The sequence below is a fragment of the Siccibacter turicensis LMG 23730 genome (assembly GCF_000463155.2).
GTDB classification, from domain to species: domain Bacteria; phylum Pseudomonadota; class Gammaproteobacteria; order Enterobacterales; family Enterobacteriaceae; genus Siccibacter; species Siccibacter turicensis.
This window is the reverse complement of sequence record NZ_AWFZ01000028.1, coordinates 50,431-68,772: the sequence shown is the minus strand read 5'-3', so window position 1 is coordinate 68,772 and position 18,342 is coordinate 50,431. Positions and strand designations below refer to the sequence as shown.

Annotated in this window: 15 protein-coding genes; 8 read left to right on the top strand and 7 right to left on the bottom strand. The window is 59.6% G+C overall.

Translation table 11 applies throughout. The features are described from left to right. The first annotated feature begins 37 nt into the window (after positions 1 to 37). The 5 genes from manD to DW58_RS04735 all read left to right on the top strand — a co-directional run bounded on the left by manD (position 38) and on the right by DW58_RS04735 (position 6,929). Positions 38 to 1,252, top strand: a complete 1,215-nt coding sequence (manD, locus tag DW58_RS04755; protein ID WP_024548759.1) for a D-mannonate dehydratase ManD — start codon at positions 38 to 40, stop codon at positions 1,250 to 1,252. A gap of 123 nt (positions 1,253 to 1,375) precedes the next feature. Next, positions 1,376 to 2,659: an MFS transporter gene (locus DW58_RS04750; protein WP_024548758.1), complete on the top strand. Its 1,284-nt coding sequence runs from the start codon at positions 1,376 to 1,378 to the stop codon at positions 2,657 to 2,659. Between the two features lie 102 nt (positions 2,660 to 2,761). After that, positions 2,762 to 3,781, top strand: a complete 1,020-nt coding sequence (locus tag DW58_RS04745; RefSeq protein ID WP_024548757.1) for a Zn-dependent oxidoreductase — start codon at positions 2,762 to 2,764, stop codon at positions 3,779 to 3,781. Positions 3,782 to 3,910: 129 nt separating this feature from the next. Further along, the gene (locus DW58_RS04740; protein WP_024548756.1) at positions 3,911 to 5,284 is read left to right on the top strand and encodes an MFS transporter; all 1,374 of its coding nucleotides are present in this window, start codon (positions 3,911 to 3,913) and stop codon (positions 5,282 to 5,284) included. A gap of 175 nt (positions 5,285 to 5,459) precedes the next feature. Further along, positions 5,460 to 6,929, top strand: a complete 1,470-nt coding sequence (locus DW58_RS04735; RefSeq protein ID WP_024548755.1) for a mannitol dehydrogenase family protein — start codon at positions 5,460 to 5,462, stop codon at positions 6,927 to 6,929. A gap of 36 nt (positions 6,930 to 6,965) precedes the next feature. On the opposite strand, the gene ydfZ is transcribed toward DW58_RS04735, so the two are convergent. From ydfZ to ydfG, 3 genes are all read right to left on the bottom strand, one after another. Then, positions 6,966 to 7,169, bottom strand: coding sequence for a putative selenium delivery protein YdfZ (gene ydfZ / locus DW58_RS04730; RefSeq protein ID WP_024548754.1), 204 nt, complete (start codon positions 7,167 to 7,169; stop codon positions 6,966 to 6,968). A gap of 127 nt (positions 7,170 to 7,296) precedes the next feature. Further along, positions 7,297 to 7,983: a GntR family transcriptional regulator gene (locus tag DW58_RS04725; protein ID WP_024548753.1), complete on the bottom strand. Its 687-nt coding sequence runs from the start codon at positions 7,981 to 7,983 to the stop codon at positions 7,297 to 7,299. An 87-nt stretch (positions 7,984 to 8,070) separates the two neighbouring features. Next, positions 8,071 to 8,820: a bifunctional NADP-dependent 3-hydroxy acid dehydrogenase/3-hydroxypropionate dehydrogenase YdfG gene (ydfG, locus tag DW58_RS04720; protein ID WP_024548752.1), complete on the bottom strand. Its 750-nt coding sequence runs from the start codon at positions 8,818 to 8,820 to the stop codon at positions 8,071 to 8,073. Positions 8,821 to 8,983: 163 nt separating this feature from the next. Between ydfG and dcp the strand changes: the two genes are divergently transcribed. After that, entirely contained in the window at positions 8,984 to 11,029 is a 2,046-nt protein-coding gene (gene dcp / locus DW58_RS04715; RefSeq protein ID WP_024548751.1) for a peptidyl-dipeptidase Dcp, read from the top strand. A gap of 410 nt (positions 11,030 to 11,439) precedes the next feature. On the opposite strand, the gene DW58_RS04710 is transcribed toward dcp, so the two are convergent. Together DW58_RS04710 and DW58_RS04705 are read right to left on the bottom strand one after the other, a co-directional pair. Then, positions 11,440 to 13,227, bottom strand: coding sequence for an EAL domain-containing protein (locus DW58_RS04710; RefSeq protein WP_024548750.1), 1,788 nt, complete (start codon positions 13,225 to 13,227; stop codon positions 11,440 to 11,442). A gap of 116 nt (positions 13,228 to 13,343) precedes the next feature. Beyond that, the gene (locus tag DW58_RS04705; protein WP_024548749.1) at positions 13,344 to 13,997 is read right to left on the bottom strand and encodes an epoxyqueuosine reductase QueH; all 654 of its coding nucleotides are present in this window, start codon (positions 13,995 to 13,997) and stop codon (positions 13,344 to 13,346) included. A gap of 152 nt (positions 13,998 to 14,149) precedes the next feature. Between DW58_RS04705 and DW58_RS04700 the strand changes: the two genes are divergently transcribed. Beyond that, positions 14,150 to 14,593 carry a hypothetical protein gene (locus DW58_RS04700; protein WP_024548748.1) on the top strand — a complete coding sequence of 148 codons (444 nt, stop codon included), beginning with the start codon at positions 14,150 to 14,152 and terminating at the stop codon, positions 14,591 to 14,593. Positions 14,594 to 14,763: 170 nt separating this feature from the next. On the opposite strand, the gene DW58_RS04695 is transcribed toward DW58_RS04700, so the two are convergent. Continuing rightward, the gene (locus DW58_RS04695) at positions 14,764 to 15,558 is read right to left on the bottom strand and encodes a MerR family transcriptional regulator (RefSeq protein ID WP_024548747.1); all 795 of its coding nucleotides are present in this window, start codon (positions 15,556 to 15,558) and stop codon (positions 14,764 to 14,766) included. 357 nt (positions 15,559 to 15,915) lie between these two features. On the opposite strand from DW58_RS04695, the gene DW58_RS04690 reads away from it, so the two are divergent. Then, complete coding sequence (locus tag DW58_RS04690; RefSeq protein ID WP_024548746.1) at positions 15,916 to 17,019, top strand: cobalamin-independent methionine synthase II family protein; 1,104 nt, start codon at positions 15,916 to 15,918, stop codon at positions 17,017 to 17,019. Between the two features lie 89 nt (positions 17,020 to 17,108). On the opposite strand, the gene DW58_RS04685 is transcribed toward DW58_RS04690, so the two are convergent. Continuing rightward, positions 17,109 to 18,149, bottom strand: a complete 1,041-nt coding sequence (locus DW58_RS04685) for an NAD(P)-dependent alcohol dehydrogenase (protein ID WP_024548745.1) — start codon at positions 18,147 to 18,149, stop codon at positions 17,109 to 17,111. Between the last annotated feature and the right edge of the window lie 193 nt (positions 18,150 to 18,342).

Sequence of the window (18,342 nt, the reverse complement as noted above, 5' to 3'; positions counted from 1 at the left end):
TAGCGCTATTGATGCCATTGCACGGGGAAGATCGAATATGAAAATTGTTGCGGCTGAGGTGTTCGTCACCTGTCCGGGGCGTAATTTCGTTACGCTGAAAATCACCACCGATAGCGGCCTGACCGGCCTCGGGGATGCCACCCTCAACGGACGTGAGCTGTCGGTGGCCTCGTACCTGCGAGATCACCTCTGCCCGCAGCTTGTCGGTCGCGACGCCCATCGCATCGAAGATATCTGGCAGTTCTTCTACAAAGGCGCGTACTGGCGCCGCGGCCCGGTTACCATGTCGGCAATCTCGGCCATTGATATGGCGCTGTGGGACATCAAAGCCAAAGCGGCCGACATGCCGCTCTACCAGCTGCTGGGTGGCGCGTCGCGTGAAGGCGTGATGGTGTACTGCCACACCACCGGGCACAGCATCGATGAGGTGCTGGAGGACTACGCCCGGCACAAAGAGATGGGCTTCAAGGCAATTCGCGTGCAGTGCGGCGTGCCCGGCATGAAAACCACCTACGGCATGGCGAAGGGCAAAGGCCTGGCCTACGAACCGGCTACCAAAGGCCAGTGGCCGGAGGAGCAGCTCTGGTCAACCGAGAAGTATCTCGACTTCACGCCGAAACTGTTCGACGCGGTACGCAGCGAATTCGGCTTTGATGAACACCTGCTGCACGACATGCACCACCGCCTGACCCCCATCGAAGCGGCGCGCTTTGGCAAGAGCGTTGAGGATTATCGTCTGTTCTGGATGGAAGATCCGACCCCTGCCGAAAACCAGGCCTGCTTCCGCCTGATCCGCCAGCATACCGTCACCCCTATCGCCGTGGGTGAGGTGTTCAACAGCATCTGGGACTGCAAGCAGCTTATCGAAGAGCAGCTTATCGACTATATCCGCACCACCATTACCCACGCGGGTGGCATCACCGGGATGCGCCGCATCGCCGACTTTGCCTCGCTCTACCAGGTGCGCACCGGCTCCCACGGCCCGTCCGATCTCTCACCCATCTGCCACGCCGCCGCGCTCCACTTCGACCTGTGGGTGCCGAACTTTGGCGTGCAGGAGTACATGGGCTATTCCGAGCAGATGCTGGAGGTGTTCCCGCACAGCTGGACCTTCGACAACGGCTATATGCATCCGGGCGACAAGCCGGGGCTTGGCATCGAGTTTGATGAGAAGCTGGCGGCGAAATACCCCTACGACGCGGCCTATCTGCCGGTGGCCCGGCTTGAAGACGGTACGCTGTGGAACTGGTGATCGTCGCGGCAGGGCAGGAACGCTTTCAAAGGATGAACGTAGACCATAAATGACCGGTCGCCGTGGGCGACGCAGACTGCCGGTCGGGTGCCCGGCCGGTAACGAGTGCAACAGGAGCCTTGTATGGATACCAGGGTCACAGAGATTGGCGCGATGGCAAAACCGTCGCGAATCGAGAAAATCGAGGCGGTAACGCTGATTTTACTGTTTCTCGCCGGGATCGTTAACTTTCTGGACCGCTCATCGCTGAGCGTTGCCAGCGAAGCGATACGGGGAGAGCTGGGGCTGTCGGCGACGGAGTTCGGCGTGCTGCTGTCGGCGTTTTCACTCTCCTACGGGCTGGCGCAGCTGCCCTCCGGGATGCTGCTCGATCGCATAGGGCCGCGCATTGTGCTCGGCGCCGGGCTGATTTTCTGGTCGCTGATGCAGGCCCTGACCGGGCTGGTGAATTCATTCAGCCACTTTATCCTGTTGCGCATTGGACTGGGCATTGGTGAAGCGCCGTTTATGCCCGCGGGCGTCAAGGCCATTACCGACTGGTACATCCAGAAAGAGCGGGGCACGGCGCTGGGGATCTTTAACTCCTCGACGGTGCTGGGCCAGGCGATCGCCCCGCCAGTGCTGGTGTGTATGCAGCTTGCCTGGGGATGGCGAACCATGTTTGTCACCGTCGGGCTGGCAGGGGTGATCGTCGGCGTGTGCTGGTACGCGTGGTACCGCAACCGCGGCAGCTTTGCCCTGACCGCGGAGGAGAGCCGCTTTATGTCAGCCCCGGCGAGTCCGCCGCCGCGTCTGAAGTTTGCCCAGTGGCGGGCGCTGTTTAAGCGCCGTACCACCTGGGGCATGATCCTCGGTTTTTCCGGGGTGAACTATACCGGCTGGCTCTACATCGCGTGGCTGCCCGGTTATCTGCAAGCCCAGCAGGGATTTAGCCTGGCAAAAACCGGCTGGGTAGCCGCCATCCCGTTTCTTGCCGCGGCGGTCGGAATGTGGGTGAACGGCTTGCTGGTGGATAAGTTTGCCAGCGCCGGCTACAGCCTGACGACGGTGCGTAAAACCGCCATTGTTGCCGGGCTGGTACTTTCGGCCCTGGGAACGCTGCTGGTGGTGGAGTCGTCCACGCCGGTGCAGGCGGTTGCCTTTATCTCGATGGCGCTGTTCTGCGTCCACTTCGCCGGCACCTCGGCGTGGGGACTGGTTCAGGTGATGGTGTCAGAGGAGAAGGTGGCGTCGGTGGCGGCGATTCAAAACTTCGGCAGTTTTGTCTTCGCCTCCTTTGCGCCAGTGATAACCGGGTGGGTGGTCGACACCACGCACTCCTTTAACCTGGCGCTGGTGATCGCCGCCTGCGTCACCTTTGCCGGGGCGATGTGTTACCTGTTTATCGTCAAGGACCCTATTACATAATAACGCCTGCTCGCCGGTGGCGAAGCGGCAGGGCGCAGTGCCCACCTCTGTTCGGTTGTGCACTGAACGGACCTGCTGTCGAACTGACAATTGGAGCGCAAGATGAAAAGTATCGTTATAAAACAGCCCAACCAGCTTGAGATTGAGACGCGCGCCCTGCCGCAGCCGGGCGCCGGTGAGGTTCGGGTCAAGGTGAAGCTGGCAGGCATCTGCGGTTCAGACAGCCACATCTACCGCGGGCATAACCCGTTTGCCCGATACCCGCGGGTCATCGGCCACGAGTTTTTCGGCATCATCGACGCCACCGGTGAGGGCGTTGCGCCCTCACGGCTCGGGGAGCGCGTGGCGGTGGACCCGGTAATCAGCTGCGGCCACTGTTACCCCTGTTCGGTGGGGAAACCCAACGTCTGCACCTCGCTGGTGGTACTGGGCGTGCATCGCGACGGCGGATTCAGCGAGTACGCCGTGGTGCCCGCCCGCAATGCCTGGGTCGTCCCCGACGCCATCCCCGATGAGCACGCGGTGATGATTGAGCCGTTTACCATCGCCGCCAATGTTACCGGCCAGGTCAATCCCGGCGCGCAGGACATCGCCCTGGTGTACGGCGCCGGGCCGATGGGCCTCACCACCATTCAGGTGCTGAAGCACGTCTATCAGGTGAAGCAGGTGATTGTGGTGGACCGCATCGAGGAGCGGCTGGAGATGGCGCAGCGCAGCGGGGCGGATCTGGTGATCAATAACCTCCAGCAGCCGCTGGCGGCCGTGCTTGAAGAGAAGGGCATCCAGCCCACGCTTATCGTGGACGCCGCCTGCCATCCGTCCATTTTGCAGGAAGCGGCGCTGCTGGCTTCCCCCGCGGCGCGCATTGTGCTGATGGGCTTTTCAAGCGAACCGAGCAGCCTCACTCAGCAGAGCATCACCGGCAAGGAGATCAGCATTTTCACCTCCCGGCTTAACGCCATGAAGTTCCCGGTCGTCATCGACTGGCTGAGTCGCGGGCTTATCGACCCGACAAAGCTCATTACCCATACCTTCGGGTATCAACATATTACGGACGCCCTCGAGCTGTTTGAGAAGAACCAGCGGCAGTGCTGCAAGGTGCTTCTCACGTTCAACCCATAATAAGGAAAACCCGGCGCAGGCTGGCAGAGACAATGGCTCACGGACGGGCCAGGGGCGCTGCTGCCTGAAAAATGCCGGAACGTCATGCGAGTTTGTGGTCCGCATCTTACCTATTCAGAGATAGCAACTATGACGCACGTAAAAGCTGAACGATCGACTTCAGACCTGGTTAAAGCCGCGGTATCCGGCTGGCTGGGCACCGCACTTGAATTTATGGATTTCCAGCTCTATTCGCTGGGCGCCGCGCTGGTGTTCCATGAGATCTTCTTCCCGGAACAGTCGGCCGCGATGGCGCTGATCCTGGCGATGGGCACCTACGGCGCAGGCTACATCGCCCGCATCGTCGGGGCGTTTATTTTCGGCCGGATGGGCGACCGCATCGGCCGTAAGCGGGTGCTGTTTATCACCATCACCATGATGGGCATCTGCACCACGCTGATTGGCGTGCTGCCGACCTACGCACAGATCGGCATTTTTGCGCCGGTGTTGCTGGTGACGCTGCGCGTTGTCCAGGGGCTGGGCGCAGGGGCGGAGATCTCCGGCGCGGGCACTATGCTTGCCGAGTACGCCCCGAAAGGGCGGCGCGGTATCATCTCCTCGCTGGTGGCGATGGGCACCAACTGCGGTACCCTGAGCGCCACCGCCATCTGGGCGCTGATGTTCTTCCTCCTCGACCGTGAAGAGCTGGTCGCGTGGGGCTGGCGCATACCCTTCCTCGCCAGCGTCGTGGTAATGATCTTCGCCATCTGGCTGAGGATGAACCTGAAAGAGAGCCCGGTATTTGAAGCCGTGAGCGAAGGTGACCAGGCACCTGCCCAGGCGAATCCGCAGGACGCCTCGCTGGGCGCGATGTTCAAAAGCAAATCGTTCTGGCTGGCGACCGGCCTGCGCTTTGGCCAGGCGGGTAATTCGGGGCTGATTCAGACCTTCCTTGCCGGTTATCTGGTGCAGACCCTGCTGTTTGACAAGGCGATCCCGACCGACGCCCTGATGATCAGCTCCGCCATCGGGTTTATCACCATTCCGCTGCTCGGCTGGCTGTCGGATAAGTTTGGACGACGCATTCCCTATATTCTGCTCAACGTCTCGGCGATTATTCTCGCCTGGCCGATGCTGGCGATTATCGTCGATAAAAGCTACGCCCCGGGCACCATCATGTTGTCGATCATCGTGATCCATAACTTTGCGGTGCTGGGACTGTTCGCGCTCGAAAATATCACCATGGCGGAGATGTTTGGTTCCCGCAACCGCTTCACCCGCATGGCGATCTCCAAAGAGGCGGGTGGGCTGGTGGCGGTGGGCTTCGGACCCTTGATTGCCGGCGTGCTGTGCAACATGACCGGCAGCTGGCTACCCATTGTGGCGATGATCGTTATCTACTCGCTGATAGGTCTAACCTGCGCCTGGCTGATGCCGGAGGTGTGCGACCGCGATCTAAACCAGCTGGAAGACGCCGCCGAACCCGCAGCCGCCCATACTCTGCGGGCAGGGCACTACGTCTGAGGTCGTCCCGACTTCTTTCTTTCCGTGCGCTCACCTCCCGGTGGGCGCACCACAGAAACATCCTGTTACCATTCTAGTCAAGGTAGTCGGCAGAGCCTGTTCAGGATCAACGTCCTGCGCGACGCGCCACGTAATCTGTTGAACCACTGTTTCATTTACAAAACGAGCCACCGCTATGACCACACCACTCCTTACTGCACATGCTTTGCTTCCAGCTTACGATCGCACCGCGCTGGTGCCGCGCATTGTTCATCTCGGCTTCGGCGCCTTCCATCGCGCTCACCAGGCGGTCTACGCCGATATCCTCGCGGCTGAGCACGGCAGCGACTGGGGCTACTGCGAAATCAACCTTATCGGCGGCGAGCAGCAGATTGCCGACTTACGCGCCCAGGACAATCTTTACACCGTGGCCGAAATGTCGGCTGAGGCCTGGAATGCCCGCATCGTGGGGGTGGTGAGAAACGCACTGCACGCCCAGGTGGACGGTCTGGAAACGGTGTTCGACGCGCTGTGCCAGCCGCAGGTCGCCATTGTGTCGCTCACCATTACCGAAAAAGGCTACTGCCACTCTCCGGCCACCGGGCAGCTGGTGATGACGCATCCGGCGATCGTGGCGGACCTTGCACAGCCGCAGCGCCCCGGTTCTGCAGTGGGTGTGGTGGTGGAAGCGCTGGCACGCCGTCGCGCCGCCGGGCTGGCGGCGTTCAGCGTGATGTCCTGCGACAACATGCCGGAGAACGGGCACGTTATGAAGAACGTGGTGCTGGCCTATGCCGGCGCGCGGGACGCCGATCTGGCGGCGTGGATCGCCGATAACGTGACCTTCCCCTCGACGATGGTGGACCGCATCGTGCCCGCCGTTACGCCGGATACGCTGGAGAAAATCGCCCGGCTCACCGGAGTGCGCGATCCGGCCGCAGTAGCCTGTGAACCCTTCCGCCAGTGGGTCATCGAGGATAATTTCGTGGCCGGTCGCCCCACCTGGGAGAAAGCCGGCGCGGAGCTGGTCGCCGATGTGATCCCGTTTGAAGAGATGAAGCTGCGGATGCTCAACGGCAGCCACTCCTTCCTCGCTTATACCGGCTATCTGGCGGGCTATCAGCACATTAACGACTGCATGGACGATGTGAACTTCCGGCACGCCGCGCGTGCGCTGATGCTCGACGAGCAGGCCCCGACGCTGCGGGTGAAAGGCGTGGATCTGACCAACTACGCTGACCGACTGATCGCGCGCTACAGCAACCCGGCGCTGCGTCACCGCACCTGGCAGATTGCCATGGACGGTAGCCAGAAGCTGCCGCAGCGTATGCTCGACTCGGTGCGCTGGCATCTGGTGCACGGTGGGTCGTTCGATCTGCTGGCGCTCGGGATTGCCGCGTGGATGCGCTACGTGGGTGGCGTGGACGAGCAGGGGGCAACGATTGAGGTCAGCGATCCGCTGCTGCCACAGATTCAGGCCGCGGTATGCGCCAGCGAAGAGGGCGACGCGCGAGTGCAGGCCCTGCTGGGCATCGAGGCAATTTTTGGCAATGAGTTGCCGCACGAGAAAGCGTTTACCGGAAAGGTGATGCAGGCGTATCGGATGCTGTGCGAGCGGGGGGCAAAAGCGACGGTGGCGGCATTCGCTAACGGCGCAGGGGCATAACTCACCGGTGCCGCCGCGGGGCGGCACCGCTATCCATCAATGAAAGCCCAGACGGATCAGATCAACCGGGGCGTACTGCCTTTCGCATCCTTCCACTTCAACGGTTTTTTCACGACGCACGCGCTCAGCGCTGAGGCCGTCTGCGTGAATGGCAGTGATGACGCCGGTTTGGCCGGTGCCGCTGATCATGACGCGGCTGCCGGTAGAGATCGCGTTACGGTTGCGGTCGTAAGTTCTCATGGGGGAATCTCCTGTGAATGACGGTGAAAGCTCAGACGGGAGATAGTGTAAAAATGCGACCGCTAAAAACCTTAATCTCGATCAAAATTTGGCAAATTTGTGTGACGAATATCACGCCGCCGCTGCGCTACTCTTCGCTGAACCAGTCGCGGTTTTCCTGACGAATCAGCTGTACCGACTCGCTTATCTCCTGCAGGTGCACCGTCATGGCGTGCTCCACCGCATCGCCGTCGCGTTTCTCCAGCGCCAGATAGATATCGTGGTGCTGGCGCAGCAGCATTTCCGGCGGTGACACGTGATCGAGGCTCATGTAGCGCACCCGATCGATGGTCGCTTTAATGTTCTCGATGGTGTCCCAGGCGAGCTGGCAATCGGCAATCAGCGCCAGCCTCTGGTGGAACTCATCGTCGAGCTGGAAAAAATCGTTGAGCTGCTTGCGCTCGATGGCGGTGCGCTGCTGGTTGAGGTTTTGCTCCAGCTGATAGCACTGCGCATCGTCAATAAGGGAGGCGGCCCGCCGCACCACCGCGCACTCGATGGCCTGGCGCACGAAGCAGCCGTTGCGCACCTGAGAGAGCGAGATTTTATTCACGTAGCTGCCGCGCTGGGGACGGATCTGAATCAGCCCGTTTTCGGCCAGCTTGATAAACGCCTCGCGCACCGGCTGGCGTGAGACGCTGAAGCGCACCGAAACGTCTTTTTCCGACAGCGGCGTGCCCGGCGGAATCAGGCAGTGCACGATATCACGCCGTAAAATGCGATAGATTTGCTGATTTACCGGTTGGGTGGGATTAAGTTGCGTTTCAGCGGCCATTATTTCTTACTTTTTAAGCGGGTATGTCACCAATCTATCATCTTTTACCAGAGCAGCCCATACCCGGCCCGCAGGCCGGGGCAGGGATCACGCGTCGCGGTGGACGCTCAGACCGGCAAAGGACTGGCTGACCGGCATCATCTCCAGGGTGTTGATGTTGACGTGCGGCGGCAGAGTCGCCACCCACCAGACCGCCTCGGTAACGTCTTCCGGCGTCAGGGCGTTGGTGTTTTCGTAGGTTTTCCCCACTTTGGCGTCATCGCCTTTGAAACGCACGTTTGAGAACTCGGTGCCGCCGACCAGACCCGGCTCAATGTCGGTCACGCGTACCGCGGTGCCGTGCAGGTCGGTGCGCAGGTTGAGGCTGAACTGGCGCACAAAGGCTTTGGTCGCGCCGTAGACGTTGCCGCCGGAGTAAGGCCAGCTGCCCGCGGTAGAGCCGATATTAATGATGTGGCCGCGGTTGCGCTCCACCATGCCCGGCAGCACCGCGCGGGTCATGTACACCAGCCCTTTGTTGTTGGTGTCGATCATGTTTTCCCAGTCTTCCAGGTTCGCCTTGTGCGCCGGCTCCAGGCCCAGCGCCAGCCCGGCGTTGTTGACCAGAATATCGATCGCCTGCCAGTCGGTCGGCAGGGCGCTTAACATCTCCTCAATCGCCGCGCGGTTGCGCACGTCAAGCTGCGCGGTGTAGAGCGCATCGCCCAACTCGTCCTTCAGTTCCTGCAGGCGCGACTGACGGCGGCCCGTGGCGATAACGCGGTGGCCCTGTTTAATGAAGCGACGGGTGATATGTTCGCCGAATCCGGAGGTGGCTCCAGTCACTAATATAATCATCTCACTGTTCCTCAACGCTTTTTGTGTTGTATTACCTTAGCACGTCCGTCGGTTTACGGTGAAGGCGCAGCGGTATCATCCTGTTTCCGGACCTGCCCATTGCCGGGGGCGGCATCGTTGCATAAGCTAGAGGTTTGTCACGACGACTACCCCGGAGCCGATTATGTCCGCGCAAAACCCGTTTTTTGAAATCAGCCTGCTGCCCTACGAGGCCCCGCGCTTTGATGTGATAACCGATCAACATTACCGCCCGGCGTTTGACGAGGCGGTGCGCCAGAAGCGCGACGAGATCGCTGCTATCATCGCGAACCCCGCGGCCCCCGACTTCGCAAACACCGTGCTGGCGCTGGAGCAGAGCGGCACCATGCTGAGCCGCGTGACGGCGGTATTCTTTGCCATGACCTCGGCAGATACCAACGACTATCTGCAGACCCTCGACGAGGCGTTCAGCGCCGAGCTGGCAGAGCTGGCCGACGATATCTGGCTCAACGCCGCGCTGTTTGCGCGCGTCGACGCGGTCTACCAGACGCGCCACAGCAGCGGGCTTGACGCGGAGTCGCTACGGCTGGTGGAGACGCTGTGGCAGCAGTTCATGCTGGCCGGGGCGCGGCTGGGGGACGAGCAAAAGGCGCAGCTTAAAGCGCTTAATCAGGAAGCCGCCCGGCTGACCAGCCAGTTTAACAACCGTCTGCTCGCCGCCAACAAAGCGGGCGCGCTGGTGATTGACGACGTCGCCCAGCTGAACGGGCTGAGCGAGGAGGAGATTGCCGCCGCCGCGGCGGCCGCCACTGCCCGCGGGCTGGACGGTCGCTGGGTGCTGCCGCTGCTGAACACCACCCAGCAACCGGCGCTGGCAACGCTTGACAACCGCGCCACCCGTGAAAAACTGTTTAACGCCGCCTGGGAACGGGCGCAGCGCGGAGACGACAACGACACCCGCGCGCTGGTGCTGCGTCTGGCGGAACTGCGGGCGCAGCAGGCCGCGCTGCTCGGCTTTAACGACTTCGCCAGCTGGAAAATCGCCGATCAGATGGCCAAAACCCCCCAGGCGGCGCAGCGCTTTATGCGCAATATCGCCCCGGCCGCCAAAGCACGCGCCGAACGGGAACGGGCGGACATCCAGCAGGTGGTCGATAAGCAGCACGGGGATTTCAGCGTGCAGGCGTGGGACTGGAACTACTATGCAGGCGAGGTGCGTCGCGAAAAATACGCCCTCAACGAGAACGACATCAAACCCTACTTTGAACTGGACAGCGTGCTGACCCGCGGTGTGTTTTACACGGCGAATCGCCTGTTTGGCATCCGTATGGTGGAGCGTTTCGATATTCCGCGCTATCACGAGGATGTCCGCACCTGGGAAATTTTCGACAAGGACGGGCGCGGCATGGCGCTGTTCTACGGCGACTTCTTTGCCCGGGAGAGTAAAAGCGGCGGCGCCTGGATGGGGAATTTCATCGAGCAGTCAACGCTGGCCGCGACCGCGCCGGTTATCTACAACGTCTGCAACTACCAGAAACCCGCCGCGGGCAAACCGGCGCTGATCTCCTGGGATGACGTTATCACGCTATTCCACGAGTTTGGCCACACGCTGCATGGCCTGTTCGCCAATACCCGCTATGCCAGCCTGTCGGGCACCAACACGCCGCGCGATTTCGTGGAGTTCCCGTCCCAGATTAACGAGCACTGGGCAAGCCATCCTGAGGTGTTCACGCACTACGCGCGCCACTACCAGACCGATGCGCCAATGCCCGACGAGCTTCGCGAGAAGCTGTTCCAGTCCGCACGCTTCAACAAAGGCTACGACATGACCGAACTGCTGTCGGCGGCGCTGCTGGATCTGAACTGGCACAGCATCGGCGCGGGGCAGAAGATTAAGGATGTCACCTGGTTTGAAACGGCGTCGCTGGCGCGGGAGAACCTGCTGCTGGAGGCGGTGCCGCCGCGCTATCGCTCCAGCTACTTCGCCCATATTTTCGGCGGGGGCTATGCCGCGGGCTACTACGCCTATCTCTGGACGCAAATGCTGGCCGATGACGGCTATCAGTGGTTTGTGGAGCAGGGCGGGCTGAACGAGGCCAACGGCCAGCGTTTCCGTGAGGCGGTACTGTCGCGAGGCAACACCTCGGATCTCGAGGCGCTCTATCGCGACTGGCGCGGTCACGATCCGCAGATCGAACCGATGCTTAAAAACCGTGGGTTACAGGACTGAGTCACCGGCCGGTGACCGCCTGAAAGCGGGGGTGTGTGGCAGATAAAAAAACAGAGGCGTTATGCCTCTGTTTATAGAATGGCTCGCGTCGCGTACCGCTTTTTGGGGATACAGGACTGCGCGGTGATGCGGGTTCCGCACGCTGCGCATGCCGCGCCGTGGGAATGATTTTTGTCTGTGCTGGCACGGGTAAAATGAAAACAGGTGCCGCTACAGACTGGACAGACAAACTTTAAATTAGGGATAACCCCTCCAGCAATCCATTAAATGGAATACTCACAGTAGCACGTTCTGTATACATTAAAATCACTAATCGTTGCCGCCCAAAATCATGTAACCGCTATCAAATGAGTAGCGGCGCTGTCTGGCGCAGGAAAAAGAATTTTTTATTACCGCTCATGTGGTTACGCTTACAGATCGGTAAAAGGGTCATGCTGCAAAAGCCATGCCGGAATATCATCCGGGCTGATGGGTTTTGAGAAAAAGTAGCCCTGAATCTCATCACAGCCAAACGCTTTCAGCATCTGCGCGGTGTCACGATCTTCCACTCCCTCGGCCAGCACCAGATAGTCCAGCTCCTTCAGCATGATGATCACGTTGCGGGCAATCACCCGACTGCCGGTGTCACGGGTGATCTGGCTGATGAGGGTACGGTCGAGCTTGATAATATCGATGGGGATGCGGCGCAGATAGTTGATGTTGCTGTAGCCGGCACCGAAGTCGTCGAGCAGAATTTTAAAGCCGCGCAGCCTCAGCATATCCAGCTCCTGCAGCGCGGTGTCGCTCTCCAGCACCTTTTCGGTTTCGAGGCACTCGATGCGAATGTCCGCCGTGGTGAGGCCCGCGGCCAGCATTTTTGACTCCAGCGCGTCGGCAAAGCCCGGTACGGAAAAGTCGCTCACCGTGACGTTAACCGACACCGGCAGCAGCAGACCGGCCTTGCGCCACTGCACCAGCTGACGCACCACCTCGTCAATCACCCAGTTGGTGATATCTGCCATCAGGCTGGTGCGCTCGGCAAGCGTGACGATACGCGCCGGGGAGATGCTGCCCATCTGGGGATGATCCCAGCGCAGCAGCGCTTCCAGCCCAACCGTGCGGCCATCGTGCAGCGAGACTTTTGGCTGATACACCAGGTAGAGCTGGTCCCCGGCTTTCACCGCTTCGCCGAGATCGTACAGCAGCCGGAAATCGTTATTGCGCATGCCGTCGCGCACCGGGTCAAACAGCTGAACCGGGATCTCATCGCGAATCGCCTCATGCAGCGCGCTCACCGCCTGACGAAACGCCTCCTGCCCGCTGTCATTGCAGGGGGTAAACGGCGTAACCCCGGCGTGGGTGCGCAGCGGAATATCAATATCGCCAGTGATGCTGGCCTGGGTCGGGGGCAGGGCGCGGGTGCGCCTGATGATGATTTCCGCGACCTCTTCGGTCACCAGAACGGCGTAGCGCCCGGGGGCAAAGGCGTAGAGCTGCAGATTGGGCGGCAACCGGAGCCGCAGGCGCAGCAGCGGACCAAAATTGCGCAGCATCGTCTCCACCGCTTTCAGCCCGAGATAGCGCGACAGCTCGTAGGCGCGGGTAATCTCAATGCAGTCGAAGATGATCAGCATCAAGGGAGTATCATCCTGCTCTGCGGTCAGGCGATCCATCTCGCGCAGCAGGCTCTGACGATTCGGCAGACCGGTCAGGGGATCGATGCGGCCGACGGTATACCAGGCTGTGAGATAGGCGCTGGCAAGCCCGGCGAGGTGCACGAACCACTCAATCTGCTGCGCGTTCGGCGTGACGGGCGAGGTATGGCTGACGCAGAGCGTGCCCAGCGCAAAGCCATCGGGGGTTTTCAGGGGCGCGGCGGCGTAGAAGATGACCGATCCCGTCTGCACCAGCGGGTGGTCGTTAAAACGGCTGTCCAGCCGGGTATCGCTGCAAATCACCGGCGCACAGCTGTTTACCGAGTACTGGCACATCGCTTCATCGATGGGCATCTTTTCCAGCAGGTGCGCGACGTTATCGGCGTATTTCACATATTGATAGTCGTTATCGAATACCGTCACGAAGCAGCCCTCAACCCCGAGCAGCGTGCGCGCCAGACGAGCGAAGTCACCCAGCGTTCGATCGCGAATCGCATCTTCGGTACGCAGCAGTTCCATCGCCGCCAGTTTTTTTCTTTGATGCTTATTCAACCCGGAGAACATACAAGGTTCCTGCCTGCAGAGAGAAAGTGATCGCCACGCTTATTGTTATGCAGCCCGCCCGCGAGCGTTATTTTCGGCCGCGCGGAGACTGGCGAAGAAATATCCGATCCCGGACCTTATTCATCATCGCCATAATAGAGTTTGCCCAGCTGAATTAATGCCCGGCCCTGAGACTTACGGTGTAAATTACTGTCGCGCAGCGAGTAAACGCAGCCGCAATATTCCTGCTGATAAAAACGCTCGCGCTTGCTTATTTCAATCATGCGCGACGAGCCGCCCTGTTTGCGCCAGTTATAATCCCAGTAGACCATGCCTTCATAGGGTGCCGCCGCGCGGTGGCCGCAGTCGTTTATCTGCTGCATATTTTTCCAGCGCGAAATGCCCAGCGAACTGCTGATGGCCGGGAAACCGTGTTCGTGCGCGTAGAGCGCGGTGCGCTCAAAGCGCATGTCGAAGCACATGGTGCAGCGCACGCCGCGCTCCGGTTCCCACTCCATGCCTTTCGCCCGTTCGAACCAGTTATCGGTATCGTAATCGGCATCCACAAAGGGCACCCCGTGCTGACGGGCGAAGCGGATATTCTCCTCTTTGCGCAGCAGGTACTCTTTTTCCGGATGAATATTGGGGTTATAAAAAAAGATGGTGTAATCAATACCGGAGGCGTGCAGCGCTTCCATCACTTCCCCGGAACAGGGTGCGCAGCAGGAGTGCAGCAGAAGCCGTTCGGCATTATTTGGCAGCTGAAGCTGCGGGCGGTTAATTTCGGTCATTATCTCTGCTTAATCAGGTTGCGGAACAATGATGCTCGACGATACCAGGAAAACGCCAGCCTGATAACCCTTGTGGCGGGCGCACGTAATTCATTGCTGCGACGCGAAAAAAGATGATAATAGCGCGCCTGCGTAAATTCTGATGATACCCCGTGAAAAATATCCTGCTATTTCTTTATCTGCTGTCGCAGACTGGCGTTGCCGCGTCCTTTACCGGGCGTGAATATAATATCTGGTACAATAAGGATGGCGTACGCTACGACATGACGCAAACGGCGGATTCACGTCCGGTGCTTATCAGTATCTCTCAGCCTGGCACCCCGCATGCCAATATGGTGATCTCCTGGGCCGTTGCCGGCCAGTGCCCGCGCGCGCAGGCGCTGGTGGTGGATGAGCACATTCTCAACGTAGCCTGGCAGTGCAGCAATATAGGCGAAGATAAATATGAGCATTTTATGATCGACGACGCCCGCCAGGTGAACGCCATCGTCGAGCGACTACAGGCCCAGTTCACGGTCATCATTCAGGGCGACATCAAAGTCTGGGCGTCGAATTATAACCTGCCTGAATACGGCAGCGGCCCGCGGCTGTTTTAAATGATCCCCGTCGTTTAACCGCGGTTAAGAAAGCGCGTGCTAGCGTGGGTGCAGATTTGTCGTGGGCGCTCAACGGCCCCACGGCGAAAGATCAATAATAAATCTATCCATGCAAGCATTGCCGCCGGTTACCTGGCGGTTTTTTTTTGCCTGCGGCACAGGCGCCGGGGTTATCCCACCGCTTCATCCAGCGCGCTGAAGATCGTGGTCGGGAAGGTAGCTTTGTGACGGAACCCGTTCCCTGCGAAAAACAGCGGAAGGCCCTCGGTCTCCCACTGCTGCAGCTGCACCTCCTGTAAGGGCGTGAGCGGCACATCGCTGTAGAGCATGTAGTGCTCGGCGGTAAACATTTTCAGATCCGGATGGGTGACCGCTTCGCCCAGCACATCAATACGAAACCCTTCGCTTGAGCAGCGCAACGCTTCGAGCCACACCGCCAGCGGGTCCTGCATATTGAGCGGCACCACCAGCAGGCTGTGGGTCTGACGCTTGCGAGCGGCCTGCAGTACATAGACGATGTACTCCAGCACCAGCGTATCGAACCGCACCCGACGCACATTCTGCGCGGCGGTTTGTCCCTCTTGCAGCCAGAGACGGAGCGGGACGATGATGTTGTCGATCATCAACCCGGCGGGCATCTCGCGCCCGAAGCGACGCAGCAGCGTGCGCAGCTTATCCGCAGTCGGCTTTTCCAGCGCCGCCAGCATATTCTCCTGATAGAGCATCCACTGGCTGTTAAGCGTAGCGTGTTCGCCTTTCAGCAGCTTCGCGATCTCGCTTAGCGGGATGCCGCGCTCCAGCCACTTCACAATCATTTGCGTGCGCATCAGGTGGCTGTAGTTAAAAAACCGGCGTCCGGCACCATCGCGACTGGGCCTCAACAAACCGTGTCGCTGCCAGGTCCGCAGATTCTGCATGCTGACGCCGCACTGATCGGACAGCATTTCAATGGTGAACTGAGACATATAAATCCCTGTAAGCAAAACGACGGTGGAGAAGCGGGCCTCAGTGGCGAGGAGGAGTAAGGCGTCATGCGCGATAAATTCAGCCCGAACATACAGGCTAAGTGCATAACATGCTAATAGTTTCCGTAAATGACAGTGCACCTGAGCGCACCGGCTTTCATTCGTAATGGGAATGTTCCCTTTTTGCTTTCAAATTGCAAGCCGTGAAAAAAATTCACGGCTGTTGACGTTTCTTCATTTGCCGCATCAGACAGTTCATGTCATGATTCGGACATATAGCCATCCAGAAGGCTAAAATTCAGAGTGTGAATTATCACCCAGCTAAATTAGTTAGTTAGCCGGGCAGGAGAGAGAAGAATGCAACGACAGCACGCCCCGTTCCGCGCCGATGTAGTCGGCAGTTTTTTACGTCCCGATGCCATTAAAACGGCGCGCCAGCAGTTTGCCCGCGGTGAGATTGACGCGGCCGCGCTGCGTCAGATTGAAAACGATGAAATCCGCCATGTGGTTGAGCAGCAGTGCAGCTGCGGTCTGCACGTGGTGACCGACGGCGAATTCCGTCGCGCCTGGTGGCATTTCGACTTCTTCGACGGTCTGGAAGGCGTGGAGCGCTACGATTCCCAGCAGGGCATCCAGTTCAACGGCGTGCAGACCAAAGCGCATGGCGTGCGGGTTGTCGGTAAGCTTGGCTTCGGCTCGCACCCGATGCTGGAAGACTTTCGCTATCTGAAAAGCATCAGCGGCAACGCAGAGCCGAAGATGACCATCCCGAGCCCCAGCGTGCTTCACTTCCGCGGCGGCCGTAAGGATATCGATGCCACCGTCTACCCCGATCTCGACGTTTACTTTGACGACCTCGCTACCACCTGGCGCGATGCGATCCACGCGTTCTACGAGGCGGGCTGCCGCTATCTGCAGCTGGACGATACCGTCTGGGCCTATCTCTGCTCGGATGACCAGCGTCGTCAAATCCGCGAGCGCGGTGACGATCCGGACGTGCTGGCGCGTACCTACGCCCGCGTTCTGAATAAAGCCCTGGAAAACAAACCCGCCGACCTGACCGTCGGGCTGCACGTGTGCCGCGGCAACTTCCGCTCCACCTGGATCTCCGAGGGCGGCTACGAGCCGGTGGCCGAGGTGCTGTTCGGCAGCGTCAACGTCGATGCCTTTTTCCTTGAGTATGACAACGATCGCTCCGGGGACTTCGCACCGCTGCGCTTCATCCGTCCGGGTCATCAGCAGGTGGTGCTGGGCCTGATCACCACCAAAAACGGCGAGCTGGAGAACCCGGAAGGGGTGAAAGCGCGGTTACAGGAAGCGGCGAAGTACGTCCCGCTCGCCCAGATTTGCCTCAGCCCGCAGTGCGGATTTGCCTCGACGGAAGAGGGGAATACCCTGACGCCAGAGCAGCAGTGGGACAAGGTGCGTCTGGTCACCTGCATTGCCGGAGAAGTGTGGTAGCCCTTACGGGCAGCCATAAAAAAAAGGATGCACAGCGTGCATCCTTTTTTGTTATGCGGACCCGGCACCCGCCGGGTTCAGGCGTAGCCTTACAGGCTCGCCATATCGATCACGAAGCGATAGCGCACGTCGCTTTTCAGCACGCGCTCGTAGGCGTCATTGATCTGATCGATAGTGATGGTTTCAATTTCGGACACGATATTGTGTTCGCCGCAGAAATCCAGCATCTCCTGGGTCTCTTTGATAGAACCGATCATCGACCCGGAAATGGTACGACGGGCGCTCACCAGCGGCATGGCGGAGATGGGGATCTGCTGCTCCGGAATACCCAGCACCACAAAGGTGCCGTCCGGCTTCAGCAGCTGCAGGTAGGCGTTCCAGTCGATGTTGGCTGAGACGGTGCAGATGATGAGATCGAAATGGTTCTGCAGTTTTTCAAAGGTCTCTGCATCGCGGGTGGCGTAGTAATGATCGGCCCCCAGACGCAGCCCGTCCTCTTTTTTCGACAGCGACTGGCTGAGCACGGTGATTTCCGCCCCCAGCGCATGACCGAGCTTCACGCCCATGTGCCCGAGGCCGCCCATACCCACGATGGCGACTTTTTTGCCCGGACCGGCGTTCCAGCGCTTCAGCGGTGACCACAGCGTAATACCGGCGCACAGCAGCGGGGCGGAGGCGTCCAGAGGCAGGTTGTCCGGTACGCGCAGCACGTAGCCCTCTTTCACCACGATATGATCGGAGTAGCCGCCGTAGGTCGGCTTGCCGGTGCCGACTTCCGGACTGTTATAGGTCATCACCAGACCCGGCAGATACTGCTCAATATCTTCGTCGCGATGGTTGCAGGTGGTGCAGGAGTCCACAAAGCAGCCCACGCCGACCTTGTCGCCCGCCTTAAATTTGGTGACCTTCGCGCCCACTGCTTTCACCACGCCGACAATTTCATGGCCCGGCACCATCGGGTAGCTTGCGCCGCCCCATTCGTCGCGCACCATATGGATATCGGAGTGGCACACGCCGCAGTATTTGATATCAATCACCACATCATCTTCGCGCGGCTCACGGCGTTCAAAGGAGAACGGGCCAAGGGGCGTGGTGGCGGAAAACGCGGCGTAACCTTTTGCATTAGACATCGTTATTACCCTGTAGTGATGGCAGAAATAAGAATCAGGTCAACTATAGTACATGCTGAATATTCCCCGCGTGGCGTGACAGGTCGATGAACGCACATCTTGCTAACAAATATAAGCGAATCGCATCATAAATAACCGAGTAATGCGTTTTTATTATCCTGCCAGCACATTCACAACGCAGCGTGCACCATAA